This window comes from Streptococcus sp. 27098_8_86 (assembly GCF_041432595.1).
GTDB lineage: Bacteria > Bacillota > Bacilli > Lactobacillales > Streptococcaceae > Streptococcus > Streptococcus pneumoniae_F.
Map to the genome: position 1 here is coordinate 18,222 of NZ_JAPVZW010000009.1, position 24,397 is coordinate 42,618.

Here is a 24,397-nt window from a genome sequence, read left to right on the forward strand (position 1 = left end):
TTTTTAGTTTAGCACAAAGTAGTTGAATTGACTAGGAATTCTCTTTCTTTTCAGACTTCTCTTCTGATTTTTTCTTCTCTGCTTGATTACTTGAATCAGTCACTACCTTTTCCTTTTTATCCGTTTTCTCTTCTTTGATTTTGACCGAAGGAAATAGGAACTCATATTGGCTCTTAGGCGTACGAACAGTCGTCACCAAGTTTGTTTTCTTATTTTGATAGCTTACCTGACCTAGGTTAAAGACCTGTTCCCCACTTTCTTTCTCAGCTTTATCCTTGATTCGCTTGGCCATAGCAAAAGCAATTAACTTTTCTTTATTCAAAGCATAGTCTTGATAGTGGGCGACTTGTCGGTTCAAGTAAAATTGTAACAAAAGGCTGAAAATGGCTGCCATGGTGACTGCATAGAGAAGAACACCTGCCTTAACTTTTTGCTTTTTCCACACGATAGATGAACTCCCTTTCTAAGCCTTTTTGAAACTGGAAACGAAAACGAACCACTTGATTTTCCTCTGTAATCTGAGCTGATTTGAGTCCATAAACCATAGGCTGATAACCTCGTCCACCGGCATCGGTTTTCCGAAAATCGTCCGATTTAGACTTGCCTATCGCAATTTCCTTGCCATCCTGCTTCATATAGATACGATTGCCTTCCACTTTTTCGAACTGCGAACGGTCTAATTCTGCCTCCAGCTGGTCCACAAACAAGAGCCACTCTTTTTGCTCACTTTGCTGCTGGTAGCGAACTTCTGAAATGAGGAGCTGACTCATGGCTTGAAATAGGAGTAAACTCCCACTGATGACAATAAGAGCGATCAGGGATTCTAATAAGGTAAAAGCCTTGACCTTATGGCTCTTTGATAGCCAACAACTGTTCTGAACCATGGTAGACCTCCAATCCCTTTTCACTAGAAAACACCTGAATCTCAACTCCGTTGATGTTTACCTGATTTTGCCCTGTCTGCAGGGCCATCTTAGCTACACGCACAACTTCTTCTTTCTGCAAGATTCTTGCTTCTTCCTGCCTATTTTTCTGAATTTGGCCCAAAAGGAGGGTAGCAATACTGGCAAAGATAGCTAAAGCGACTACTGCTTCCAGTAAAATCACTGCCCTAATTTTTTGCTTCCTTAATGCGTTTAATTTTTCCATTTCCTAGATATAATTGATAACGAATCGCTCCTTTACTGGTCTGAAATTCAACCTTAGCTAGGGACGAATTACCCCCAGTTCGGTCAAATGTGATACTTTGTCCTGATGGTGCTTGAATTCCTTTAGGAACTGTCAACTTTTGACTGCCATTGCTAATCGTCTGCCCATCTAAGTTTAGACTAGCCTTTTGCTGACTGGCTACACTACGTTTTTGTGTTTCCCGATAGAGTTCTTCAAACTCCATAAAGAAAATCTGCTCCTCTACCGCCGCAAAAGTGGACTGGACAGAGTCGGACAAGCCCAAGGCAAGGATACTCACAAGACCCAAAACTAATAGACTTTCCAGCATGGTAAAGGCCTTAATCATTGACTTTACGATTTGCTCCTCCGTTTTTAGTATAGTATTCATTATAAGCTTTAGCCTGTTCAGGAGTAATACGCCCATCTGCTTGTAACTTGCTTAGGCTAGCATCTTCATTTTTATCCAAGCTATAAAGCTCTGCCTGGCTTTCTACCACCTTAACAACAGCAGCTTTTCCTTTGTCGTTGACTGCTTCTTTTTGCTTGGTCAGATTAGGTACAAAGAGTAATAGAAGCACACTGATGATGAGCAAGACCACCAACATCTCCACAAGTGTGAAAGCTTTAACCTTAGCTTTTTTCAAGAATGTCATCATTTTTTTCATTTTAAAAATTTACCTCCATATTTTGATACATGGGCATGAGCATTGCCGCATAAAGTAAAACGATAATCAGTGCCACAAAGATAAAAACCAGTGGCTGCACAAAATTCATGGTGCGATTGACTCGGGTAAAAAAGGCCTCCCAAGTTTTTTCAGCATAGATTTCCAACTCACTACCCAGCTTGGACTTGACTTCCCCATATTCAATAATCAAGCTCAACTCCTTCTTAAAGAAAGGATAGGTTCCTATCGTCTGAGAAAATTCTCGACCATTTTGCAGGGCTTGAGCCAGATCTTGACCGATTTCTTTAAAGAGCTGGGAACCTTGTTCCTGCATGATTTGAAAAATCTGCGTCAGCTCCATTCCCTGCGAAATCATATTCCCCCATTCACGCGCATAATAGGCTGTCAAATAGGTCTGCACAAAGATTCCAAGAAAAGGAATGCGTGCTAAGATAGAAAAGACGCGCATCTTAGAACTTCTTTTATAAAAAGTTAGTGATAAAAGGGCAAGTATGGAAATAAACCCTACCATGCCTAGAAAAATTTGTGGCAGATTGCCGATAATTTGAGTAGCAATATTGCTACTATCCAGTTGTGGTAGTAGGTAATTACGCAGTCCCAGCATAATTAAGATAAGAAAACCCAGCAAAATCAAAGGATAGGTCGCTACTTCAATTAATTTTTTCTTGACCTTGGCCAGATTGTCTAGATACTCTTCTATCTTTCCCAAACTCAGGTGAAGATTTCCATGGACTTCCGCTAGGGATAACTGAGTGACAATGGCACTTGAAAATCCCAAACTTTCCATCATTTCTGAGAATGATTTCCCCTGAGACAAGCCCGTGCGCATCTGGGTCACACACTGCTTGTCCAATAATGCACTCCTATCTAAAAAGGAGATGGTCTCCACCAGATGAAAACCACTGGAAAAGAGATTGTTAAACAAGGTGATGATATTTTTTTGCTTAGCTGTAGCTAATTTTTTCCGTTTCAGCCTGAAGACTTGTGATATGTCCATCTTCAAGAAGCTGGTCAATCTGCTCATTCCAGCTAGTTGGCTGGTGGTCTTGATAGTCTTTGTTTGCAAAGTCAACGATTCCTCCTCCCCCGATTAATCTCTGATAGCAGACTCCTTGCAGAACGACTGCCAATTCCTCCTCACTCACACCCAACTCCAGCAGGCGTTCATAAACACCTCGAATACTCTTGGCGTGAATGGTTGAAAAGACTGTCGCACCTGTCAAACTAGCTCTGACCACTGCACGCGCCGTCTCGCTGTCCCGAATTTCTCCTATAATCAAGAGATCTGGTCGATGACGCAAAGAAAGTTTGATTAGATTTTCATAGGTTAGCCCAATCGCCTCATTCAACTGCAACTGGAGCATGTCGTCCTGCTTGATTTCTACAGGATCTTCGATGGACATAACTTGCTGTCCTTTAAAGAGAGATTTAGCCAATTCGTGCATCAAGGTCGTCTTGCCACTTCCGACTGGACCAGCAAAGAGATAGAGACCACGTTGCCTGTACTGCAAGCCCAATTCATCAATATCCTGAAACCAAAAATGCAAATCTTGCTCCTCATCGTGCAACAAGCGAATAACTAAACTCTCATGACCTCTATAATCACCTACAGTAGATAAACGTAGTGACGCCATCTTATCGTCATAGGCATAATCGCAGGAACCAAGTTGACTACGTCGCTTTTCTCCAACATTCATACCAGCTACAAACTTAAAGTGACTGATGACGGCCGCAAATTTTTCAAAATCATAACAACCGATTCTACAGCGCTCGTCTCCTACCCTCATATGAAGCTCATAGGCGTCTAACTTGGGGACAAAATATATATCCTGCGCCCCTTTTTTCCGAGCCGAACGAATGATTTCTTGTGCAATTTCTTGAACCATACTTACCTCCTCACCTATACTATTCGCAAAGATTTGGGAAAATAAAAAAAGCAACTCCAAAAAAGTTACTTTTTCTCTATTTTAATTTCATACGGCAAGAACGGTGCCTTTCCTTACCTGTTTGTTTTTCATAGCCTGGACGTAATTTTTCATCTGGGATAACCTGCTCATCCTGCAAAAGAGCTAAAGAATGGTATTGTTGTAAATACTCATCACATTCATCACACCAGCGTTGGTCTTCTGGATCCCAAAAAATAGTCATCAAGTCACTTCTACTTTTATAAAGAGGGGATTCTTGTTCCAATCTAAACCAGCAAGTTTTGTAGTATTTGAGAGCATCATAATACTGGTCAAATTTTCTACTTGCTACAATATCTTCTTCCCAACCTTCTATAAACCACCAAGGTTCAAAATCTCCGTACATTTCTATAACACGATACATATTCATTCATTCCTTTGTACCGTATATTATAACCAATTCCGCTAAACAAGGAAAGAAATATGCTCATTTCTTAATTTTTTTGATAAAAAATCCAGCCATCTTATGATGACTGAATTTCTATTTGCTTATGTTCCAAAATATTTTTACTACTTAAGCTTCTGAAATATCGTTTTCGATGATGACCTTAATTGCATGGTGGTCTGCTGCCTTACTGAAGACTTCATAAGCTTTTTCAATTTCACTTAGTTTGAAATAATGAGTTACCAATTTTTCTGGTTCAATCTTATGACTTTCAAGAGCTTTCAACAATTGTGGAGTTGTATTTGTAGATACCAAACCAGTTGTTACATTGATGTTGCGAATCCAAAGTTTGTCCAAATCGAATTCGACTGGTTTACCATGTACACCACAGTTGGCAACTGTTCCGTCTATACCGATAATCTTTTGACAGAAATCAAATGTTGCAGGAATACCAACAGCTTCGATAGCAACATCTACACCACGACCATCTGTCAAATCATAAATTTCTTTAATGGCTTTTTCAGGGTCTGAAGAATTAACCTTGTGAGTCGCACCAAATGATACAGCAGTTTCCAAGCGGTTATCGTCTAAGTCCACCATAATCAATTTGGCTGGTGAGTAGAACTGAGCTGTCAAAAGAGCAGCCAATCCAACTGGACCTGAACCAATAATGGCAACGCTGCAACCAGGTTCTACTTTCCCTTTCAAGACACCAATTTCATATCCAGTAGGTAGAATGTCTGATAGCATAACCAAGGCTTCATCTGACAAATCTTCTGGAGTATGGTAGAGAGTGTTATCTGCATGAGGGACACGTAGATATTCAGCCTGCATACCATCAATCAAGTGACCGAAAATCCAGCCCCCTTCATCTTCACAGTGAGCATAAATTCCTTTTTTACAGTAGTAGCATTTACCACAGGCACAGACACAAGAAATCAAGACCTTGTCGCCTTTTTTGAAATTAGAAACTCCTTCTCCAACTTCTTCAACAATCCCAATTCCTTCGTGACCAAGAATGGTACCACTTTGGCAAGCGGGAACATCCCCTTTGATAATATGGAGGTCTGTTCCACAAATAGTGGTTTTTACGATACGCACAATAGCGTCTGTTGGCTTGCGAATAACTGGTTTGTCTACATCAACAAAAGAAGCAAGTCCTGGTTTAACATAAGTATAGGCTTTCATAAAGCACTCCTCCGTTTTTTATTTGTACTATTTATAATATAATTGTAAGCCTTTTCATTTGTTTCTTCAAGTATTTTTGTGATTTTTTAACTATTTTATTTACCAGTAAAGCAATATAGATAAAAAAGCAGAAGCTAGTCTGCTTTCATCCTTAACAAAGAGAAATTTCATTACTCCAGAAGAACTTTCGATTAACATAAAACAACTAAACAAAAATGATATTACTGATAGATGGAGGATATTCTTCTATATCATTGAAATACTAGGACATCCAAAACAATTGCACTTTCAGTAAATTTCTATACTAAAATTACAAATAATCTCTGCAATATTATCTAGGCTGCAAAACTCACTTGATAATTTACATTTTACCAACAATTTTGACAATAGCGTTTGTCTTTAAGAGCACAATAACGGCCTTGCTTCTCACTTAACGAGATTCAAGACCGTTATTTAAGATTTTTATTTTATAGCTCTATCTTCTACTATTTGATTGTGTTGAAGATGAACTTGATGTACTGCTAGAGCTACTACTTGAGCTTGGTGTAGATGAGAAACTACCAATAATACTTGACCAAGCATTTTGGTAATCTGCTTCACTTCCTCCAATAGCAAAGTGATAGCTTGTCGTAGGAGCTCCCGTCTTGGTAGCCCAATAGCTCGTTACAGTAGAACCTGAAAGATCCACTGTTCTTCCATTAACGGATACTTTGCCAGGCTTCTGCCCTGTTGATCTGAGGACCTGAGATTGAGTCACACTAGAATCAAGATTAAAGCGTTCATTGCCCCAAACACCAGGCTCAGCCTGTTGGATAGCATTGACCAAGTGGGCCATATATTTGGCATTTCGATAATGCCCAGCCCCCTTAGCCATTGGACGGTTGTCATCATGACCTAGCCAACCACCTAGAGTCAATCTTGGTGTCGAAAGCATAAGCCACATATTTTCATCCTCGTTGGTTGTACCAGTCTTACCAATCCAGTCTGCACGAGCTAAACTTGAATTGATAGAAGCCAAGTCCGTTTGGAAACTTGAAGTGATCCGAGATGAAATCACCTCACGAAGCAAACTCTGCATAATCGTTGCTGTTGCCTTCGAATACACTTGAACTGGTTTGTCTTGGAATTCATAGATTACTGTGCCATCAGATGATTCAATCTTAGAAATCACATGTTTCTGATGGTAGACACCGTTATTAGCAAGTGTTTGATAACCATTGGTATGCTGGGCAACTGTAACTTCAATACCACCGCCCATAGGCAGACTTTCGATACCGTACTCTGGAATCTCGTAACCCATTTTCTCCATATAGCTCTTAACATCGACACCTTTTTCACGAAGCATGCGATAGGTCCAATAGGCTGGAATATTCCATGAATAGTTTAAAGCATCACCTAAATTGACCATATCTGTGCCTTTACTACTACCATGCACAATCGGACTACCATTTGCAAAATTTGTAGGATAATTTGACAATATGCTAGCACTTCCCATCAAACCTTGGTCAATGGCAATTCCGTAGGCCAGCAAAGGCTTGGTTGTAGAGGCTGGTGAACGCTTGGTGTCAAAGGCGTGATTGTTTTGGTTAGTCTGGTAATTACGACCACCAACAAAGCCTAGAACAGCCCCCGTTTTATTGTCCATCAAAACATTCCCTACTTCAGGCTGCCCAGTCGAATCATCTACCAAATGACCATAGTTAGCAACTGCATTTTGCATGGCCGCATGGATTTTTTTATTGATCGTTGTAGTAATTTTGTAGCCACCATTACTTAGTTCCTGCTCAGCTCTCTCATGATAAGCCTTTCGAATCGCTTCATTTTTCAACTCTTGGTTAGAGACATTGTCCTGTCGAACTAAATAATCATACATACGGTCTGTCGCTTCAGCCATAGCTGTAAAGTAGAGATAATCCCTCGAAACAACATTGACAGTTCCTGATGGCAAGAAGTCTTGTTTGAGATTATAATCCTTGTACTGGTCGTATTCTTCCTGAGTCAGGGCACCCGTGCGGTACATGTTGTAGAGAACATCCTTGGCCCGCTTCAAACCAAGTTCTAAGTCTTCATCACTCTTTAACTCTCCAGTATTTTCATAAGGAGAATAAGTAATCGGACTCTGTGGCAAACCTGCTAGGAAGGCAGCTTGGGGAATACTCAACTTGTTGGCATCGATACCGAAAATCCCTTCAGCAGCTTGCTGGGCACCTGCAATATTCTGTCCTTTATGATTCCGACCAAAGGGAGCAACATTGAGATAAGTCGTCAAGATTTCATCCTTACTCATACTGCGTTCCAAGGCAAGGGCATCAACAATTTCTGTAGCCTTACGAGCCAAAGTCGGAGCATCTCCAACCACTTGTTGTTTGATTAACTGTTGGGTCAAGGTCGAGCCCCCGCTAGATGAGCCCAAACCTGCAAAGGTTCCCAATGTCGCCCGAATCACAGCTTTTGGCACAACCCCGTTATGTTCAAGAAAATGTTCATCCTCAGTAGCAACGATAGCCTTTTTGAGATTGTCCGATATTTCCTCAGATGAAACAGAAGTTCGCAGTAGGTCGCTCTCGATAGAAGCAATGACACTCCCATCTGCATAAACAATTTCTGAGATGGAAGAAATATTTTTAACCTGCTTTACCAAGTCCTCCGCTTGGGGAACCTTAGCCTTGTCAAACAAAGCAACTCCATAACCAAGAGCTACACCTGCACCAAAAAGTCCACCGATAAAGCCTAGAATAAAGAGAGTATTCAGAATGCCCTTAATAGCAACTAAAATGCTACCTAGGATAGCCAGAACTTTCCCACCTGTCCCATCCGACTTCTTCACTTCTGAGACTTTCTCTGATTTTCTATGATTTATTTTTGATTTTACTCGCTGGAAAAATTCCAGCATTTTTCGTTTTAATTCATTTAATTGATTTTGCATGGATTTCCTCACTCTATCTATTATACCATAAAAGGTAAACTTTCAATAAAATAGGCACTTTCTTCCCTATTCTACTAGGCTATTGCCCAAGTTTGTGATACAATAGGTAGAAACAATATTTTTAAAAAGGAGAAAAGACACATGCACATTTTTGATGAGCTAAAAGAGCGTGGTTTGATTTTTCAAACGACTGATGAAGAAGCTTTGCGTAAAGCCCTAGAAGAAGGTCAAGTTTCTTATTATACTGGCTACGATCCAACTGCTGACAGCCTTCACCTAGGCCACCTTGTCGCAATCTTGACAAGTCGTCGCTTGCAGCTAGCAGGTCACAAACCTTATGCGCTCGTTGGCGGTGCTACAGGTCTCATCGGAGATCCGTCCTTCAAAGATGCTGAACGTAGTCTCCAAACAAAAGACACAGTAGATGGCTGGGTCAAGTCTATCCAAGGACAACTTTCTCGTTTTCTTGACTTTGAAAATGGTGAAAATAAAGCTGTCATGGTCAACAACTACGACTGGTTTGGCAGCATCAGCTTCATTGACTTCCTCCGTGATATCGGAAAATACTTTACTGTCAACTACATGATGAGCAAGGAGTCTGTGAAAAAACGGATCGAAACAGGAATTTCATACACTGAGTTTGCCTACCAAATCATGCAAGGTTACGACTTCTTCGTTCTTAACCAAGACCACAACGTAACGCTTCAAATCGGTGGTTCTGACCAGTGGGGAAATATGACAGCTGGTACCGAATTGCTTCGTCGTAAGGCTGACAAGACTGGCCACGTTATCACTGTTCCATTGATCACAGATGCAACTGGTAAGAAATTTGGTAAATCAGAAGGGAACGCAGTCTGGCTCAATCCTGAAAAGACTTCTCCATACGAAATGTACCAATTTTGGATGAACGTTATGGATGCAGACGCTGTTCGCTTCTTGAAAATCTTTACTTTCTTGTCACTTGATGAGATTGAAGACATCCGTAAACAATTTGAAGCGGCTCCACACGAACGCTTGGCACAAAAAGTCTTGGCTCGTGAAGTCGTTACACTTGTTCACGGAGAAGAAGCTTACAAAGAAGCTCTTAACATCACTGAGCAACTCTTTGCAGGAAACATCAAAAATCTTTCTGTTAAAGAGCTCAAACAAGGACTTCGTGGTGTGCCAAACTACCAAGTACAAGTAGACGAAAACCACAATATTGTGGAACTGCTCGTCTCATCTGGTGTAGTTAACTCAAAACGCCAAGCCCGTGAAGACGTCCAAAACGGAGCTATCTACGTCAACGGCGACCGCATCCAAGACCTTGACTATGTCTTGACTGACGCAGATAAGTTAGAGAACGAACTGACCGTTATCCGTCGCGGGAAGAAAAAATACTTTGTATTGACTTACTAAACTATTCAACATTTATCTATAAACAAAGGAGTTATCCTCGAGAAAGGTAACTCCTTTTTGCTGTTAATAACTCTCATCTATCTAGCCTTAATAGACAGGCTACGCAGTACAATACGTAAGGTTGTTAGATTATGTAAGATAGAGAGATTTGAAGGACTGAGCCAATTAAACAAGCCAAAGCCAATCAAACTACTATTTACGACAACGGTATCTTGAATATTCTTCTTGATGAGTGTTTGCAAAGATGATGATAGCCAATCCAACTCTTGGAAGAAATCCAAGCGATTATCTAACAATAAGATATCGCTCATCTGCTTAGAAATGTCTGCACTCTCATTCATCACCACACCGATATCTGATAGGGTTAGAGCCGCTGAGTCATTCAACCCATCCCCAACCATCAAAATAGTGTGACCTGCTTTCTGCAGTTCCTCTACTAACTCAAATTTCCCATCAGGTTTCAAGTCTGTATAGACCTGATCAAAGGGCAAATCTTTGACTAATTCCTCTGTCCTAACCAGGGTGTCCCCTGTTGCCAGAATCAATTTTTTCCCTTGTGCCTTAAGTTTCTCCAAGGCCGCTTTTGCTTCTTTTCTCAAAGGAGTATGAATGCAGAACATTCCAATCAATTCATTCTGATAAGCCAAGAATAAGAGATTGTAGTGACTCTTGTACTCTTCAATTAAAGCATTTTGTTTTGAACTGATATGAATTTGCTCATCCTGCATCAAAACATAATTCCCAATAAGAACTGGTTGGCCATCTATATGAGATTTAATCCCCTTGCTTGCGATATATTGGAGTTTCCCATGCATTTCCTCATGTTCAATTCCCTCTATCTCAGCTTGCTTGACGATGGCATTAGCAATAGGATGATAAATGTGTTCCTCAAGACAGGCACTGATTCTGAGAATATCTTCCTCACTATAGTCCCCAAAAGGTAACACCTTTTCAACTATAGGATAACTAGTTGTGATTGTTCCCGTCTTATCAAACAAGAAAGTATCAACTTCCAGATATTTCTCCAGAATATCTCCATCCTTAATCACCATTTCACGATTCAACCCCTCCTTGATAGCTGTTAAATAAGCTACAGGAGTAGAGATTTTCAAAGCGCAGGAGAAATCGACCAATAGGAAAGAAATAGCCTTAGAAAAAGAACCTGTCAATAGGTAAGTCAGCCCAGCCCCCAAGAAATTATATTTGACGACCTTATCCGCCATCTTGATGAAATAGCGTTGTTTCGTTTTCTTGTTTTCTTCAGATTTCTTCATCAACTCAATCAGTTGTAAAATCCGGCTGTTCATCTGATTATCGGTTACACGAATGCGTAACTCTCCAGTTTCTAATACTGTATTTGCACAAACTAAATCAGACTCTCTTTTTTCAACTGGAAAACTCTCTCCCGTCAAGGAACTTTCGTTGACCATACCTAAACCTGAAACTACTTGTCCATCAAACAGAATTTCATTTCCTTGAGATAGGACCAAGACATCTCCTATTTGAACATCGGAACTCTTGATACTAACAACCGTATCGCCCTGTACTAAGAATACGTCGCTCTCTTTTGCAAGAAGGCTTTGTTCTAAATCTGTTGCAGTTTTTTTCAAGGACCACTGATCTAAATGATTCCCCAAATCAAGCATAAACATGATATTGCTAGCTGTCTTGGATTGGTTCATAAATAAGGACAATAAAATCGCCGAACAGTCCAAGACCTCCATCGTTAGTTCCTTACGCGCTAGTGTTTGATAGGCTTCTCTAATATAGCCAAAAGCCTGATAACAAGTCCATATATAGCGAATAGGATACGGCACAAAACTACGAAAAAGTACACGCTTAATCGCTGCACCTGAAACAATAGAATAAGCACTCTCTTCTCTACGAATGGGAAGAGTCATCAACTCAGAAACTTTCCCTTTATCAATTCTTTTTAAAAAGGCTTCTGCATTATCTAATACAGAAAAGCCTTCTTTTATGCGTAGAGTAAAGTGCTGTTGATCCATGTAAAACTGGATAGACTCAATCCCCTTTTCATCTCTCGCCAAGGAACGAAGATAGTCTTGAATATCCAAGGTGAGTGAAAAAGAAGATGATAGTCGGATATGTTGGTATCCTCTATGTAGCACTTTAAAAGACATATTATTCTCCTATAAGGCTATCTAATTGCTCTTCTTTTTTCTCTTGCTCGTACAAATATTTGGCATCTTGCAAGACATCGTCTCCATGTTGCTTCACAACAGAAACAGATGCATCTAGCTCATCTTTCAACTTATAAGCCTTAGCCAAAGCTTTAGAATAACCTTTTTTAGCTTCCTTACTTGCTAAGATTTTCAAGCCAAGGGTACCAAATGCGACACCACCCAAAAAGAGTGATGATTTTTTCGCAACTTTTGCAACGGTTAGTACTTCTTTTAACATACTTATTTCCTCCTTATCATTATTATATAGCAATTTAGATATAAAAGCAATTTCATTCCATAAATTGGAGAATTAGTTTTATTTCTACTGAATCTCCCATCTACTTATTCCTAAAGTTGCTTTCATTTGCCTCTTTTGATACACTTAAACTATGAATACAAATCTCAAACCCAAACTTCAGCGCTTCGCTTCTGCGACTGCCTTTGCCTGTCCTATCTGTCAAGAAAAGCTGACTCTGGTAGAGAGCAGTCTCAAGTGCTACAACCGTCATTCTTTTGACCTGGCAAAATTCGGCTATGTCAATCTAGTACCTCAAATCAAGCAATCTGCTAACTATGACAAAGAAAACTTCCAAAACCGTCAACAAATCCTAGAAACCGGCTTTTACCACGCTATCTTAGAGGCTGTATCTGACTTGTTAGCAAATTCAGAAACTAGCACCACAGTCTTAGATATCGGTTGTGGCGAAGGATTCTATTCTCGCAAACTCCAAGAAAGTCATCCTGACAAAACCTTCTATGCCTTTGACATCTCCAAAGATTCGGTCCAAATCGCTGCCAAGAGCGAACCCAACTGGACAGTCAACTGGTTCGTTGGTGACTTAGCTCGTCTCCCTATAAAAGACGCCAGCATGGATATCTTACTTGATATCTTCTCACCTGCCAACTATGGAGAATTTCGTCGCGTTTTATCCAAAGACGGTATCTTGATAAAGGTTATTCCAACTAAAAATCACCTCAAGGAAATCCGTCAGAAGGTACAAGACCAGCTGACAAACAAGGACTATTCCAACCAAGATATCAAAAATCATTTCCAGGAACACTTTACCATCCTATCTAACCAAACGGCCTCTCTGACTAAGACTATCACAGCAGAGCAGCTCCAAGCCCTACTCAGCATGACTCCTCTACTCTTTCATGTCGATCAGAGCAAGATTGACTGGAGCCAACTGACAGAGATTACCATTGAGGCAGAGATTCTGGTTGGGAAAGTACTGTAAATAAATTTTTGAGATACTACAAAGCCCGTACCTTCAAGGTACGGGTGTAATTTTATTTTGCTAATGTATTATTTGCTAGGGAAAAGAAAGATTTCTGATATAATATTATATATTTATTTGGATATAATAAACCACTGATGTCTCAACCATGATTTAGTTAGACATCGCCCGTTTAAATTCGTGTATACAAGTCTCGTTTAATTTTTGTAGCTCATTTTCAGCTTTTATGTTATCTAAAATACGTGATTTTCTTGAATTAAAGAAATCAATATCTAAAAAATCTTTAGCGAAAGAATTTTCTTCATTTAAGGACAACTGTCCTTTTTGAAAAACAATACGATTACTATTTTTACTCATCTTTCGAGCCTCCTTCAATAACATTTAAATAGATTCTAACTTTACTAATACGTGAATATATATTATCTAACCCATTCACAATTAGTTCACTTAAACATTCTTCAACTTCAGTGGGAACATTTTTATAGTCAATAGTCACCACTTTTTCTCCTTGAATTGGAAAAGCACTTATTGATTTATAGCGACTATCTAATAGGTATTTTTCCCAATCAGGATCTGATTCTAAATGTTTTGATAATTGCTTTGTTCCTTTTCTAAATGCTCTTCCAGCAATAGAATTATTAATATCTAATTCCCTATTACTTGAACGCAAAAAAGTGGCACTTCTTGCAATGATATTCAATTTATCTTCGCTTTCTTCTTTATTTAATCCCCAAACAGATATTCGACATTTATTTTCAGAATTAAATTCGCTAGTCAACACATCAATGTATCTTTGGACAGCATCACTAAATACATCGTAGACCTCACTGACACGTTGTTTTTTTACCTCTTGACTGTCATCATCCCAAACTTCAGTAATTCGATCAATTTGATTTTCTAAAGTCGGTATAATTTCTTCTAAAAGTTCAAAATTGGTTTTTAACAAGGTGCTAAAATATCTTATTTGTCTATTTTCTTCCGAAAGTTGTTTATTTTGCTTAGATAAATCAAATACTCTCGACTCCTTATCAACAGCATTTGCATATTTCAAAATCGTATAAATTATAGATCCAAATGCTAGACCTACTCCAAGAACCGTGAGTATAGATATCGCCCATTTGGCCCACTCGGGCAGAATTTCAAAAATTTTAGAAATTAAATCACTCATGATTACTCCTAGCATATGAAAATTTATGTTGTATTAATACTTCTGTTGATTATTATTATATTCTACCGTAAGTTCCAGATTTTTTCAAGAAAAAATCTGGAACTTATTTGTACTACCGGTCTATTGATGTGCGATCAAATGAGTTACGATCATCCAATCATCTTTTTATATAATCTTATTGATGTTTTCCGTATTTAGATTTGAAAAGTAATTTACATACAAACTATATAATTTAAAATTAATCACTAAAATTAACTGACGGAGTTCCTCGTAGTAAAAACGCACCTTTTCAAGATGCGTTTTGTTTTATAATCTGATGCAAAGATTCTTAGTTCAAGTGCCAGATATCTTCGTTATACTGAGCGATTGTACGGTCAGATGAGAAGAATCCTGCTTTAGAAATGTTAACGATAACTTTATCCAACCATGCGTCACGGTCTTCGTAGTCAGCCAACATTTGCTCTTTCACTTTGATGTAATCTTCTAAGTCAAGAAGAGTCATGAACCAGTCTTTGTTGATCAATTCATTGTAAAGACGTTCCAAGCGCTCTTTGTTTCCAGCTGCAAGAACTGCATCGCTAACGATGAAGTCAACCAATGGTTTGATAGCTTCACGAGCGTAGAATTCGCTTGATTTGTATGCTGCTTTTGCGTAAAGGTCGATAACAGTTTCTGAATCTTCACCAAAGATGTAGATATTTTCGTCTCCAACCAACTCAGCGATTTCCACGTTAGCACCGTCCATAGTACCAAGAGTCAAAGCTCCGTTCAACATGAATTTCATGTTACCAGTACCTGAAGCTTCTTTAGAAGCAAGTGAGATTTGTTCTGAGATATCACATGCTGGGATAAGGAAGCTTGCTGCAGTAACGTTGTAGTTTTCAACCATAACTACTTGCAAGTGTGGAGCTACTGCTGGATCGTTAGCAATAACTTCTGACATGCAAAGGATCAAGTGGATGATGTCTTGAGCGATTGTGTAGGCTGGAGCTGCTTTACCACCAAAGAAGATTGTGATTGGGCGAGCAGGGATGTTACCAGCTTTGATGTCAAGGTATTTGTGGATCACGTACAAAGCGTTCATTTGTTGGCGTTTGTACTCGTGAAGACGTTTGATTTGGATATCAAAGATAGAGTTTGTATTGATTTCCACACCTTGGTGTTCTTTCAAGTGACGAGCCAATTTACGTTTGTTGTGAGCTTTGATGCTTTCCAATTTTTCTTTGACAGCTGCTTTGTCTTCATAAGACAAGAGTTTTTCAAGCTCATCTGCTTCATGGTGCCAACCTTCTCCAATAATCTCATCCAAATAGTGAGACAGTCTTGGGTTGGCATGCATGAGCCAACGACGGAAAGTGATACCGTTTGTTTTGTTGTTGAATTTTTCTGGGTAAAGGTCGTAGAAGGCTTTCAATTCAGAGTTCTTCAAGATTTCAGTGTGGAGTGCTGCTACCCCGTTAACACTGTATCCGTAGTGGATATCCATGTGAGCCATGTGAACACGTCCGCTCTCATCGATGATTTGAACAGCTGGATCTTTGTATTCTGCTTTCACACGACGGTCCAATTCTTCGATGATTGGTACCAAGTGAGGAACCACTTCTTGCAAGAATTCAAGAGGCCATTTTTCAAGGGCTTCAGCAAGGATTGTGTGGTTAGTGTAGGCAGTCATGCTACGAACGATTGAGATTGCTTCGTCAAGCTCGATACCACGTGCAGTCAAAAGACGGATCAATTCAGGAATAACCATTGATGGGTGAGTATCGTTGATTTGGACAACTGCGTAGTCAGCAAGGTCATGCAAGTTGCTTCCTTTTTCGATTGCTTCTTCGATGATCAATTGCGCACCGTTTGAAACCATGAAGTATTGTTGGAAGATACGGAGCAATTCACCTTGACGGTCACTATCATCTGGGTAAAGGAAAAGAGTCAAGTTGCGAGCGATGTCTGTCTTGTCAAAGTTGATACCGTCTTTAATGATAGAAGAATCAACAGAATCCAAGTCAAACAAACGCAAGCGGTTCTTCGTTTCTGTCTTGTAACCAGGTACATCGATATCGTAAAGAGTTGATGTCAATGTGAAGTGAGCAAATGGTACTTGGTAGCTACGGCTTGAGCGAACCAACCAGTTTTGCTCTGTCAACCATGCATTTGGAATTGTTTCTTGTTGGTTATTTTTAAGAACTTGTTGGAAAAGACCGTAGTGGTAGTTAAGACCAACACCGTCACCGTTCAAACCAAGAGTAGCAATTGAGTCGATAAAGCAGGCAGCCAAACGTCCCAAACCACCATTACCAAGAGATGGTTCCAATTCAACTTCTTCAACTTCGATCAAATCTTTACCTGCAGCTGCAAGTTCTTTTTTGACATCGTCGTAAAGACCAAGGTTGATCAAGTTGTTTGACAAAAGTTTACCAATCAAGAACTCAGCTGAGATGTAGTAAACTTTTTTCTTACCAGTGTTAACTGGTTTTTTGCTACTTGCAAGCTTGCTGTAGTTAAGAAGAGCAAGGTAAAGCTCTTCATTGCTACATTCTGCAATGGTTTTATTGTAACGATTTTGTACAAATTCTTGTAGTGATAACATGTTTAAGATGTCTCCTGATATTGTATTATTTCTTTAATTCTACCAAATTCTCATTGATTCGGCGATAGATTGTTGTCAAGTCAAGCAAGCCTTCCTCGACAGCTGGTGTCAATTGATCTTCAGTCATACGCCAAGACCAGTTTCCACCAAGGGTAGATGGGAAGTTCATACGAGCTGCCTCATCCAATTCTAGCAAATCTTGCATAGTTGCAATTGCCATGAAGCTAACTGATGAAAAGACTGTACGAAGCATAGCATGTGGCACTGTTTCGTATTCTTTACGGTTAGTGTAGCGAGCCATGTATTCACGAGTCGCATCATCGATCTCGTTACGGTACCAACCAAGGACCGTATTGTTATCGTGTGTTCCTGTGTACATAACTGAGTTAGCAGGTGCCAAGTGTGGGCTATCGATGCTTTCGTCTTCTGGGTTGAAGGCAAATTGAAGAATCTTCATTCCTGGGAAGCCAGTACGTTCACGCAATTCGATAACTTCATCAGTCATGAAGCCAAGGTCTTCAGCGATGATGTTTAGCTCACCAAGTTCTTCCTTAACGGCTGCAAAAAGCTTGTAGCCAGGACCTTTCACCCACTCACCAGGTGCTGCTGTATCAGAACCAGCAGGGATTTCCCAGTAAGATTCGAAGCCACGGAAGTGGTCGATACGAACGATGTCGTAGATTTTGAAGCTTTCACGCAAGCGTTCAATCCACCATTTGTAGCCGTCTTTGTCCATTGCTTCCCAGTCATAGATTGGGTTACCCCAAAGCTGACCAGTTGCAGAAAATTCATCTGGTGGGCATCCTGCGATGCAAGTCGCCTTACCGTTGACATCTGTCTTGAAGAGATGTGGATTTGCCCACATATCGCTTGAATCTTCCGCTACGTATATTGGCATGTCTCCAACGATTTCGATATGGTTGTCGTTAGCGTAAGCTTTCAATTTCAACCATTGTTGGAAGAAGAAGTATTGAGTCACACGGTGGTAAACCAACTTGTCTGCCAATTGCTCACGGTAACTTTCAAGTGCTGAAGCTTTACGAGCACGAGCATCTGCATCTGGCCATTCAGTCCAAGCAAGATTGTCAAAATGCTCTTTGATAGCCATATACTCTGCAAAGAGTTCAAGCCATGATTGGTTGTCTTGAGCAAATTTCTCAAAATCTTTAACATCTCCTACTTCCAAGAAACGTTTTACCGCTTTTTCTAAAAGAGGACGACGTGCATAGTAGATTTTCGCATAATCAACTTCAGACGCATCACTACCAAAGTCAACCCCTTCAAGGTCACTTGCTTGCAACAAGCCTTGTTCCACCAAGATATCTAAATCGATAAAATGAGTGTTCCCTGCGAAGGCTGAGAAAGATTGGTAAGGAGAATCTCCGTAACTAGTTGTTCCTAGTGGAAGGATTTGCCAGTAACGTTGTTTTGTGCGAACCAAGAAATCAACAAAGTCGTAAGCACTTTTACCAAATGATCCGATTCCGTATGCTCCTGGAAGAGAAGAAATGTGCATCAACACACCACTTTGACGTTTTTTCATAATAAGCACCTCATGTGTTTATAGTTAGATATTACATTTTTATGAACGCAAACGTTTGCGCTATTACTAGTATAGCTCATTTTCTTGATAAATGCAAGCGGTTCTAAATAACTTTTTTGATTATTTTTTAGAATTTTTTTCTTCTTACTCGTATATATATTCTTTCAGGAAACAAACAAAATAGGAATAAGGGTTTCACTTATCTTATGAGCTGGAAATAAAGTAGCAAATCTCTTTAGTTTCCATTTGTAAATTAGGCAATCGTTTTCTCAACTTTTTTAAAAAAAACAAAATAAAAGCGATTTTTAGATTTTCTACCATTATAAACAAATAAAACGCTTACCCTTTTCGTGAAATTTTTTTAAAATTTTTACAAAAAACACTTGCAACCGCTTTCTGATTGTGCTATACTAGTCCCATAAAGGAAAACGTTTGCGTTTCCTCATTATAAAATTTGTTATTCTTTAGGAGGAATACACTATGTCATCTAAATTCATGAAGAGCGCTGCTGTGCTTGGAACTGCTACACTTGCTAGCTTGCTTTTGGTAGCTTGCGGAAGCAAACCTGCTGAAAAAGCTGCTGATGCTGGTTCATCTGAAGGTAAAGAAATCACTCTTTACGTTGAAGACCAATACAAAGCTTTTGCTGAAACAGTTGCTAAGGCTTATGAAAAAGAATCAGGAACAAAAGTTAACATCAAATCTGGTGACCAACTTGGTGGTCTTGACAAACTTTCTCTTGACAACCAATCAGGTCAAGCTGCTGACGTTATGATGGCTCCATACGACCGTGTAGGTAGCCTTGGTACTGACGGACAACTTTCAGAAGTGAAATTGAGCGACGGCGCTAAAACAGATGATAAAACTAAATCTCTTGTAACAGCTGCTGACGGTAAAGTTTACGGTGCTCCTGCGGTTATCGAGTCACTTGTTATGTACTACAACAAAGACTTGGTAAAAGACGCTCCAAAAACTTTTGCTGAATTAGAAGAACTTGCTAAAGATAGCAAATACGCATTCGCTGGAGAAGATGGAAAAACTTCTGCATTCCTAGCTGACTGGACAAACTTCTACTATGCATACGGACTTCTTGCTGGTAACGGAGCTTATGTATTTGGCGATAACGGTAAAAATCCTAAAGACATCGGTCTTGCAAACGAAGGTGCTATCGCAGGTATCAACTACGCTAAATCTTGGTATGAAAAATGGCCTAAAGGTATGCAAGATGGTACAGCTGCTGGAAACTTAATCCAAACTCAATTCCAAGAAGGTAAAACAGCTGCTATCATTGATGGACCTTGGAAAGCTAAAGCATTCAAAGATGCTAAAGTAAACTACGGTGTTGCTACTATCCCAACTCTTCCAAACGGAAAAGACTACGCAGCATTCGGTGGTGGTAAAGCTTGGATCATCCCATCAAGCACTAAGAACCTTGAAGGCGCACAAAAATTTGTAGACTTCCTTGTTTCAACTGAACAACAAAAAGCCTTCTACGATGCAACTAACGAAATCCCAGCTAACACTGAAGCTCGTTCATACGCTGAAGGTAAAAACGATGAGTTGACAACAGCTGTTATCAAACAGTTCAAGAACGCTCAACCAATGCCAAACATCTCTCAAATGTCTGCAGTTTGGGAACCAGCTGCTAACATGCTCTTTGACTCTGTAAGTGGTAAGAAAGATGCTAAAACAGCTGCTAACGATGCTGTAACATTGATCAAAGAAACAATCAAACAAAAATTTGGTGAATAAAAAATTTGTTCAAGGGGGGTGGAATTCAAATCCCCCTTTGAATTTATCAATAGAAACATAAATAGTTTAGGTTTTATCTAAAAACCAGTATTCTATGAAAGGAGTTATTATGGAAAAGCAACAACCTAGTAAAGCAGCCCTGCTGTCTATCATTCCTGGGTTAGGACAGATTTACAATAAACAAAAAGCAAAAGGTTTTATCTTCCTTGGTGTAACCCTTGTATTCGTCCTTTACTTCCTAGCACTTGCAGCCCCTGAATTGAGCAATCTCATCACTCTTGGTGACAAGCCAGGTCGTGATAATTCCCTCTTTATGCTGATTCGTGGTGCCTTCCATTTAATCTTTGTAGTCGTTTATGTACTCTTTTATTTCGCAAATATCAAAGATGCACATACAATTGCAAAACGTATTAACAATGGAATCCCAGTTCCACGTACCCTCAAAGATATGATCAAAGGGATTTATGAAAATGGCTTCCCTTACCTCTTGATCATTCCATCTTATGTTGCAATGACTTTTGCGATTATCTTCCCAGTCATCGTAACCTTGATGATCGCCTTTACTAACTATGACTTCCAACACTTGCCACCAAACAAATTGTTGGACTGGGTTGGTTTGACCAACTTTACAAACATCTGGAGCTTGAGTACCTTCCGTTCTGCCTTTGGTGCCGTTCTTTCTTGGACTATCATCTGGGCTTTGGCTGCCTCAACTTTGCAGATTGTGATTGGTATCTTCACAGCTATCATTGCTAACCAACCGTTTATCAAAGGAAAACGTATCTTTGGTGTTATTTTCCTTCTTCCTTGGGCTGTTCCAGCCTTCATCACTATCTTGACATTCTCAAACATGTTTAATGATAGCGTCGGAGCCATCAACACTCAAGTATTGCCAATCTTGGCTAAATTCCTTCCTTTCCTTGATGGGGCTCTTATTCCTTGGAAAACAGACCCAACCTGGACTAAGATTGCCTTGATTATGATGCAAGGTTGGCTTGGATTCCCATACATCTACGTTTTGACTTTGGGTATCTTACAATCTATTCCTAATGACCTTTACGAAGCAGCTTATATTGACGGTGCCAATGCTTGGCAAAAATTCCGCAACATCACTTTCCCAATGATCTTGGCGGTTGCGGCACCTACTTTAATTAGCCAATACACCTTCAACTTTAACAACTTCTCTATCATGTACCTCTTCAATGCTGGAGGACCTGGTAGTGTCGGTGGTGGAGCTGGTTCAACCGATATCTTGATTTCATGGATCTACCGTTTGACAACAGGTACATCTCCTCAATACTCTATGGCGGCAGCTGTTACCTTGATTATCTCTATCATTGTCATCTCAATCTCTATGATCGCATTCAAGAAACTACACGCATTTGATATGGAGGACGTCTAAGATGAATAACTCAATTAAACTCAAACGTAGACTGACTCAAACCCTTACATACCTTTACCTGATTGGTCTATCAATTGTGATTATCTATCCACTTTTGATTACCATTATGTCAGCCTTCAAGACTGGTAACGTAGTAGCCTTTAAACTAGACAGCAACGTCGACTTTAGTTTTGCTAACTTCCAAGGACTCTTCTCTGAAACCTTGTACGGTACTTGGTACCTCAACACGTTGATTATCGCCTTGATTACCATGGCTGTTCAAACAAGTATTATCGTACTTGCTGGTTATGCTTACAGCCGTTACAACTTCTTGGCTCGTAAACAAAGTTTGGTCTTCTTCTTGATTATCCAAATGGTGCCAACCATGGCCGCTTTGACAGCCTTCTTCGTTATGGCGCTTATGTTGAACGCCCTTAACCACAGCTGGTTCCTCATCTTCCTCTACGTTGGTGGTGGTATCCCGATGAATGCTTGGTTGATGAAAGGCTACTTCGATACAGTGCCAATGTCTCTAGACGAATCTGCAAAACTAGACGGTGCAGGACACTTCCGCCGCTTCTGGCAAATTGTTCTTCCACTTGTTCGCCCAATGGTTGCCGTACAAGCTCTCTGGGCCTTCATGGGACCTTTCGGGGACTACATCCTCTCTAGTTTCTTGCTTCGTGAGAAAGAATACTTTACTGTTGCCGTAGGTCTCCAAACCTTCGTTAACAATGCGAAAAACATGAAGATTGCCTACTTCTCAGCAGGTGCTATTCTCATCGCCCTTCCAATCTGTATTCTCTTCTTCTTCCTACAAAAGAACTTTGTTTCAGGACTTACAAGTGGTGGCGACAAGGGATAATATATCCCCGCCACCCTTTTTCATTTTGGAGCTTGTGACTATAAAACTATCCTTGTATCAAGCAATTTGTCTCCTAGACTTGAAATAAAGCACATTTCTCTATATAATAATACTCATATAGAAAACACCTTTTAGAAAGATACCTATGCTTCCATATCCATTTTCTTATTTTTCAAGTATTTGGGGATTTCGTAAGCCCCTGTCCAAACGTTTCGGACTCAACTGGTTTCAGCTTCTCTTTACCAGTATCTTCCTTATCAGCTTGTCTATGGTACCCATTGCCATCCAAAATAGCTCCCAGGAGACTTATCCACTAGAAACCTTTATCGATAATGTCTATGAACCATTGACAGATAAGGTTGTCCAGGATCTCTCCGAACATGCTACAATTGTTGATGGCAAATTAACTTATACAGGCACAGCTAGTCAAGCGCCTTCTATTGTGATCGGTCCAAATCAAAGCAAGGAATTACCTAAGGACTTGCAACTGCATTTCGATACGAATGAGCTCGTCATCAGCAAGGAAAGTAAAGAGCTGACCCGTATCTCTTACCGAGCGATTGAGACTGAGAGTTTCAAAAGTAAAGACAGCTTGACCCAAGCCATTTCTAAAGACTGGTACCAGCAAAATCGTGTCTATATCAGTCTCTTCCTAGTTCTCGGTGCTAGCTTCCTCTTTGGTTTGAATTTCTTTATCGTCTCTCTAGGAGCGAGTCTTCTCCTTTATATCACTAAGAAATCCCGCCTCTTTTCATTTAGGACCTTTAAAGAGTGCTACCATTTTATCTTGAACTGTTTAGGATTACCAACTCTGATTACGCTGATTTTGGGATTATTTGGCCAAAATATGACAACCCTGATTACTGTACAAAACATTCTTTTTGTTCTGTATCTGGTCACTATCTTTTATAAAACGCATTTCCGTGATCCAGATTACCATAAATAGGAGATTTTTATGCCCGTTACGATTAAAGACGTGGCCAAGGCTGCTGGTGTTTCGCCCTCAACCGTAACCCGTGTTATTCAAAACAAATCAACCATTAGCGACGAAACAAAAAAACGCGTTCGCAAGGCGATGAAGGAACTCAATTACCACCCCAACCTCAACGCTCGTAGTTTGGTAAGCAGTTATACCCAAGTTATCGGCTTGGTCCTTCCTGACGATTCAGACGCCTTCTATCAAAATCCTTTCTTCCCATCTGTCCTCCGTGGTATCGCCCAAGTCGCATCTGAAAACCACTACGCTATTCAGATTGCAACAGGTAAAGATGAAAAAGAGCGCCTTAAAGCTATTTCACAGATGGTTTACGGTAAACGTGTGGATGGTTTAATCTTCCTTTATGCCGAAGAGGAGGATCCCTTGGTCAAGCTGGTCGCTGATGAGCAGTTCCCCTTCCTCATCCTAGGAAAATCCATTTCACCCTTTATCCCTCTTGTCGATAATGACAATGTCCAAGCTGGTTTTGATGCAACCGAATATTTTATCAAAAAAGGCTGCAAACGAATTGCCTTCATTGGAGGGACTAAGCGACTCTTCGTAACGCAAGACCGTTTAACAGGCTATGAGTCAGCACTCAAGCAATACAAACTGCCTCTTGATGACAATCTGACCTACTTTGCAAATGAATTTCTAGAGGAAAAAGGGTACCAATTTAGTAAACTCCTCTTTCAGCATGACCCGCAGATTGATGCTATCATTACAACCGATAGCCTCCTAGCCGAAGGGGTCTGTGACTATATTGCTAAGCACCAACTGGATGTCCCTGTTCTCAGTTTCGACTCAGTCAATCCCAAGCTCAACTTGGCGGCCTATGTCGATATCAATAGTTTGGAGCTTGGTCGTGTTTCCTTTGAAACTATCCTCCAGATTATCAGCGATGCTAAAAGCAATAAACAAATTTGTTATCGTCAGTTAATTGCCCACAAAATTATCGAAAAATAAAAACCAGCTCGCGCTGGTTTT

The 24,397-nt window shown here is 40.0% G+C and carries 23 protein-coding genes; 7 read left to right on the plus strand and 16 right to left on the minus strand.

From position 1 onward, the window contains the following. Nucleotides 1–31 precede the first annotated feature (31 nt). The 10 genes from comGG to pbp1b form a co-directional block, all read right to left on the minus strand. Complete coding sequence (gene comGG / locus O3616_RS08215) at nt 32–445, minus strand: competence type IV pilus minor pilin ComGG (protein ID WP_371638597.1); 414 nt, start codon at nt 443–445, stop codon at nt 32–34. After that, nucleotides 423–884, minus strand: a complete 462-nt coding sequence (gene comGF, locus O3616_RS08220) for a competence type IV pilus minor pilin ComGF (RefSeq protein ID WP_371638598.1) — start codon at nt 882–884, stop codon at nt 423–425. The genes comGG and comGF overlap by 23 nt, the downstream gene beginning before the upstream one ends. After that, nucleotides 847–1,149, minus strand: coding sequence for a competence type IV pilus minor pilin ComGE (comGE, locus tag O3616_RS08225; RefSeq protein ID WP_371638600.1), 303 nt, complete (start codon nt 1,147–1,149; stop codon nt 847–849). The genes comGF and comGE overlap by 38 nt, the downstream gene beginning before the upstream one ends. Further along, nucleotides 1,112–1,516, minus strand: coding sequence for a competence type IV pilus minor pilin ComGD (gene comGD / locus O3616_RS08230; protein ID WP_049492493.1), 405 nt, complete (start codon nt 1,514–1,516; stop codon nt 1,112–1,114). Before comGD ends, comGE begins: the two co-directional genes overlap by 38 nt. After that, nucleotides 1,509–1,835: a competence type IV pilus major pilin ComGC gene (comGC, locus tag O3616_RS08235; protein ID WP_045606658.1), complete on the minus strand. Its 327-nt coding sequence runs from the start codon at nt 1,833–1,835 to the stop codon at nt 1,509–1,511. The genes comGD and comGC overlap by 8 nt, the downstream gene beginning before the upstream one ends. 1 nt (nt 1,836) lies before the next feature. Beyond that, the gene (gene comGB, locus O3616_RS08240) at nt 1,837–2,853 is read right to left on the minus strand and encodes a competence type IV pilus assembly protein ComGB (RefSeq protein ID WP_371638636.1); all 1,017 of its coding nucleotides are present in this window, start codon (nt 2,851–2,853) and stop codon (nt 1,837–1,839) included. Further along, entirely contained in the window at nt 2,801–3,742 is a 942-nt protein-coding gene (gene comGA / locus O3616_RS08245; protein ID WP_261034632.1) for a competence type IV pilus ATPase ComGA, read from the minus strand. Before comGA ends, comGB begins: the two co-directional genes overlap by 53 nt. A gap of 76 nt (nt 3,743–3,818) precedes the next feature. Further along, nucleotides 3,819–4,184 carry a DUF1033 family protein gene (locus O3616_RS08250; protein WP_049532016.1) on the minus strand — a complete coding sequence of 122 codons (366 nt, stop codon included), beginning with the start codon at nt 4,182–4,184 and terminating at the stop codon, nt 3,819–3,821. Between the two features lie 150 nt (nt 4,185–4,334). After that, nucleotides 4,335–5,393: a zinc-dependent alcohol dehydrogenase family protein gene (locus O3616_RS08255; RefSeq protein WP_049510020.1), complete on the minus strand. Its 1,059-nt coding sequence runs from the start codon at nt 5,391–5,393 to the stop codon at nt 4,335–4,337. A gap of 475 nt (nt 5,394–5,868) precedes the next feature. Then, nucleotides 5,869–8,319 (minus strand): penicillin-binding protein PBP1B, encoded by a 2,451-nt coding sequence (gene pbp1b, locus O3616_RS08260; protein WP_049552221.1) that lies wholly within the window; start codon nt 8,317–8,319, stop codon nt 5,869–5,871. Between the two features lie 141 nt (nt 8,320–8,460). Here pbp1b and tyrS point away from each other — a divergent pair, with 141 nt between their 5' ends. After that, the gene (tyrS, locus tag O3616_RS08265) at nt 8,461–9,717 is read left to right on the plus strand and encodes a tyrosine--tRNA ligase (RefSeq protein ID WP_261062450.1); all 1,257 of its coding nucleotides are present in this window, start codon (nt 8,461–8,463) and stop codon (nt 9,715–9,717) included. A gap of 77 nt (nt 9,718–9,794) precedes the next feature. Here the strand turns inward: tyrS and O3616_RS08270 are convergent, their stop codons facing one another. After that, a complete protein-coding gene (locus tag O3616_RS08270; RefSeq protein ID WP_371638601.1) occupies nt 9,795–11,858 on the minus strand; it encodes a heavy metal translocating P-type ATPase in 2,064 nt (687 codons plus the stop codon). Between the two features lies 1 nt (nt 11,859). Further along, on the minus strand, nt 11,860–12,138 hold the full coding sequence (locus O3616_RS08275) for a DUF6110 family protein (RefSeq protein ID WP_000910909.1): 279 nt from the start codon (nt 12,136–12,138) through the stop codon (nt 11,860–11,862). A gap of 151 nt (nt 12,139–12,289) precedes the next feature. Here O3616_RS08275 and O3616_RS08280 point away from each other — a divergent pair, with 151 nt between their 5' ends. Then, nucleotides 12,290–13,138, plus strand: coding sequence for a putative RNA methyltransferase (locus tag O3616_RS08280; RefSeq protein ID WP_371638603.1), 849 nt, complete (start codon nt 12,290–12,292; stop codon nt 13,136–13,138). 153 nt (nt 13,139–13,291) lie between these two features. On the opposite strand, the gene O3616_RS08285 is transcribed toward O3616_RS08280, so the two are convergent. From O3616_RS08285 to malQ, 4 genes are all read right to left on the minus strand, one after another. After that, nucleotides 13,292–13,495 (minus strand): hypothetical protein, encoded by a 204-nt coding sequence (locus O3616_RS08285; RefSeq protein WP_371638604.1) that lies wholly within the window; start codon nt 13,493–13,495, stop codon nt 13,292–13,294. Beyond that, nucleotides 13,488–14,306 (minus strand): hypothetical protein, encoded by an 819-nt coding sequence (locus O3616_RS08290; RefSeq protein WP_371638605.1) that lies wholly within the window; start codon nt 14,304–14,306, stop codon nt 13,488–13,490. Before O3616_RS08290 ends, O3616_RS08285 begins: the two co-directional genes overlap by 8 nt. A 328-nt stretch (nt 14,307–14,634) precedes the next feature. After that, the gene (glgP, locus tag O3616_RS08295; RefSeq protein ID WP_140224604.1) at nt 14,635–16,893 is read right to left on the minus strand and encodes a glycogen/starch/alpha-glucan family phosphorylase; all 2,259 of its coding nucleotides are present in this window, start codon (nt 16,891–16,893) and stop codon (nt 14,635–14,637) included. 25 nt (nt 16,894–16,918) lie between these two features. Continuing rightward, on the minus strand, nt 16,919–18,436 hold the full coding sequence (malQ, locus tag O3616_RS08300) for a 4-alpha-glucanotransferase (RefSeq protein ID WP_000747274.1): 1,518 nt from the start codon (nt 18,434–18,436) through the stop codon (nt 16,919–16,921). 480 nt (nt 18,437–18,916) lie between these two features. Between malQ and O3616_RS08305 the strand changes: the two genes are divergently transcribed. The 5 genes from O3616_RS08305 to O3616_RS08325 all read left to right on the plus strand — a co-directional run bounded on the left by O3616_RS08305 (nt 18,917) and on the right by O3616_RS08325 (nt 24,376). Continuing rightward, complete coding sequence (locus O3616_RS08305; protein ID WP_049552224.1) at nt 18,917–20,188, plus strand: extracellular solute-binding protein; 1,272 nt, start codon at nt 18,917–18,919, stop codon at nt 20,186–20,188. Between the two features lie 109 nt (nt 20,189–20,297). Then, nucleotides 20,298–21,590 carry a carbohydrate ABC transporter permease gene (locus O3616_RS08310; protein ID WP_049552225.1) on the plus strand — a complete coding sequence of 431 codons (1,293 nt, stop codon included), beginning with the start codon at nt 20,298–20,300 and terminating at the stop codon, nt 21,588–21,590. Nucleotide 21,591: 1 nt separating this feature from the next. Further along, nucleotides 21,592–22,434, plus strand: a complete 843-nt coding sequence (locus O3616_RS08315; protein ID WP_084891159.1) for a sugar ABC transporter permease — start codon at nt 21,592–21,594, stop codon at nt 22,432–22,434. 145 nt (nt 22,435–22,579) lie between these two features. Next, a complete protein-coding gene (locus O3616_RS08320; protein ID WP_371638606.1) occupies nt 22,580–23,380 on the plus strand; it encodes a DUF1189 domain-containing protein in 801 nt (266 codons plus the stop codon). 9 nt (nt 23,381–23,389) lie between these two features. Beyond that, nucleotides 23,390–24,376 (plus strand): LacI family DNA-binding transcriptional regulator, encoded by a 987-nt coding sequence (locus O3616_RS08325; RefSeq protein WP_371638607.1) that lies wholly within the window; start codon nt 23,390–23,392, stop codon nt 24,374–24,376. Nucleotides 24,377–24,397: the final 21 nt, after the last annotated feature.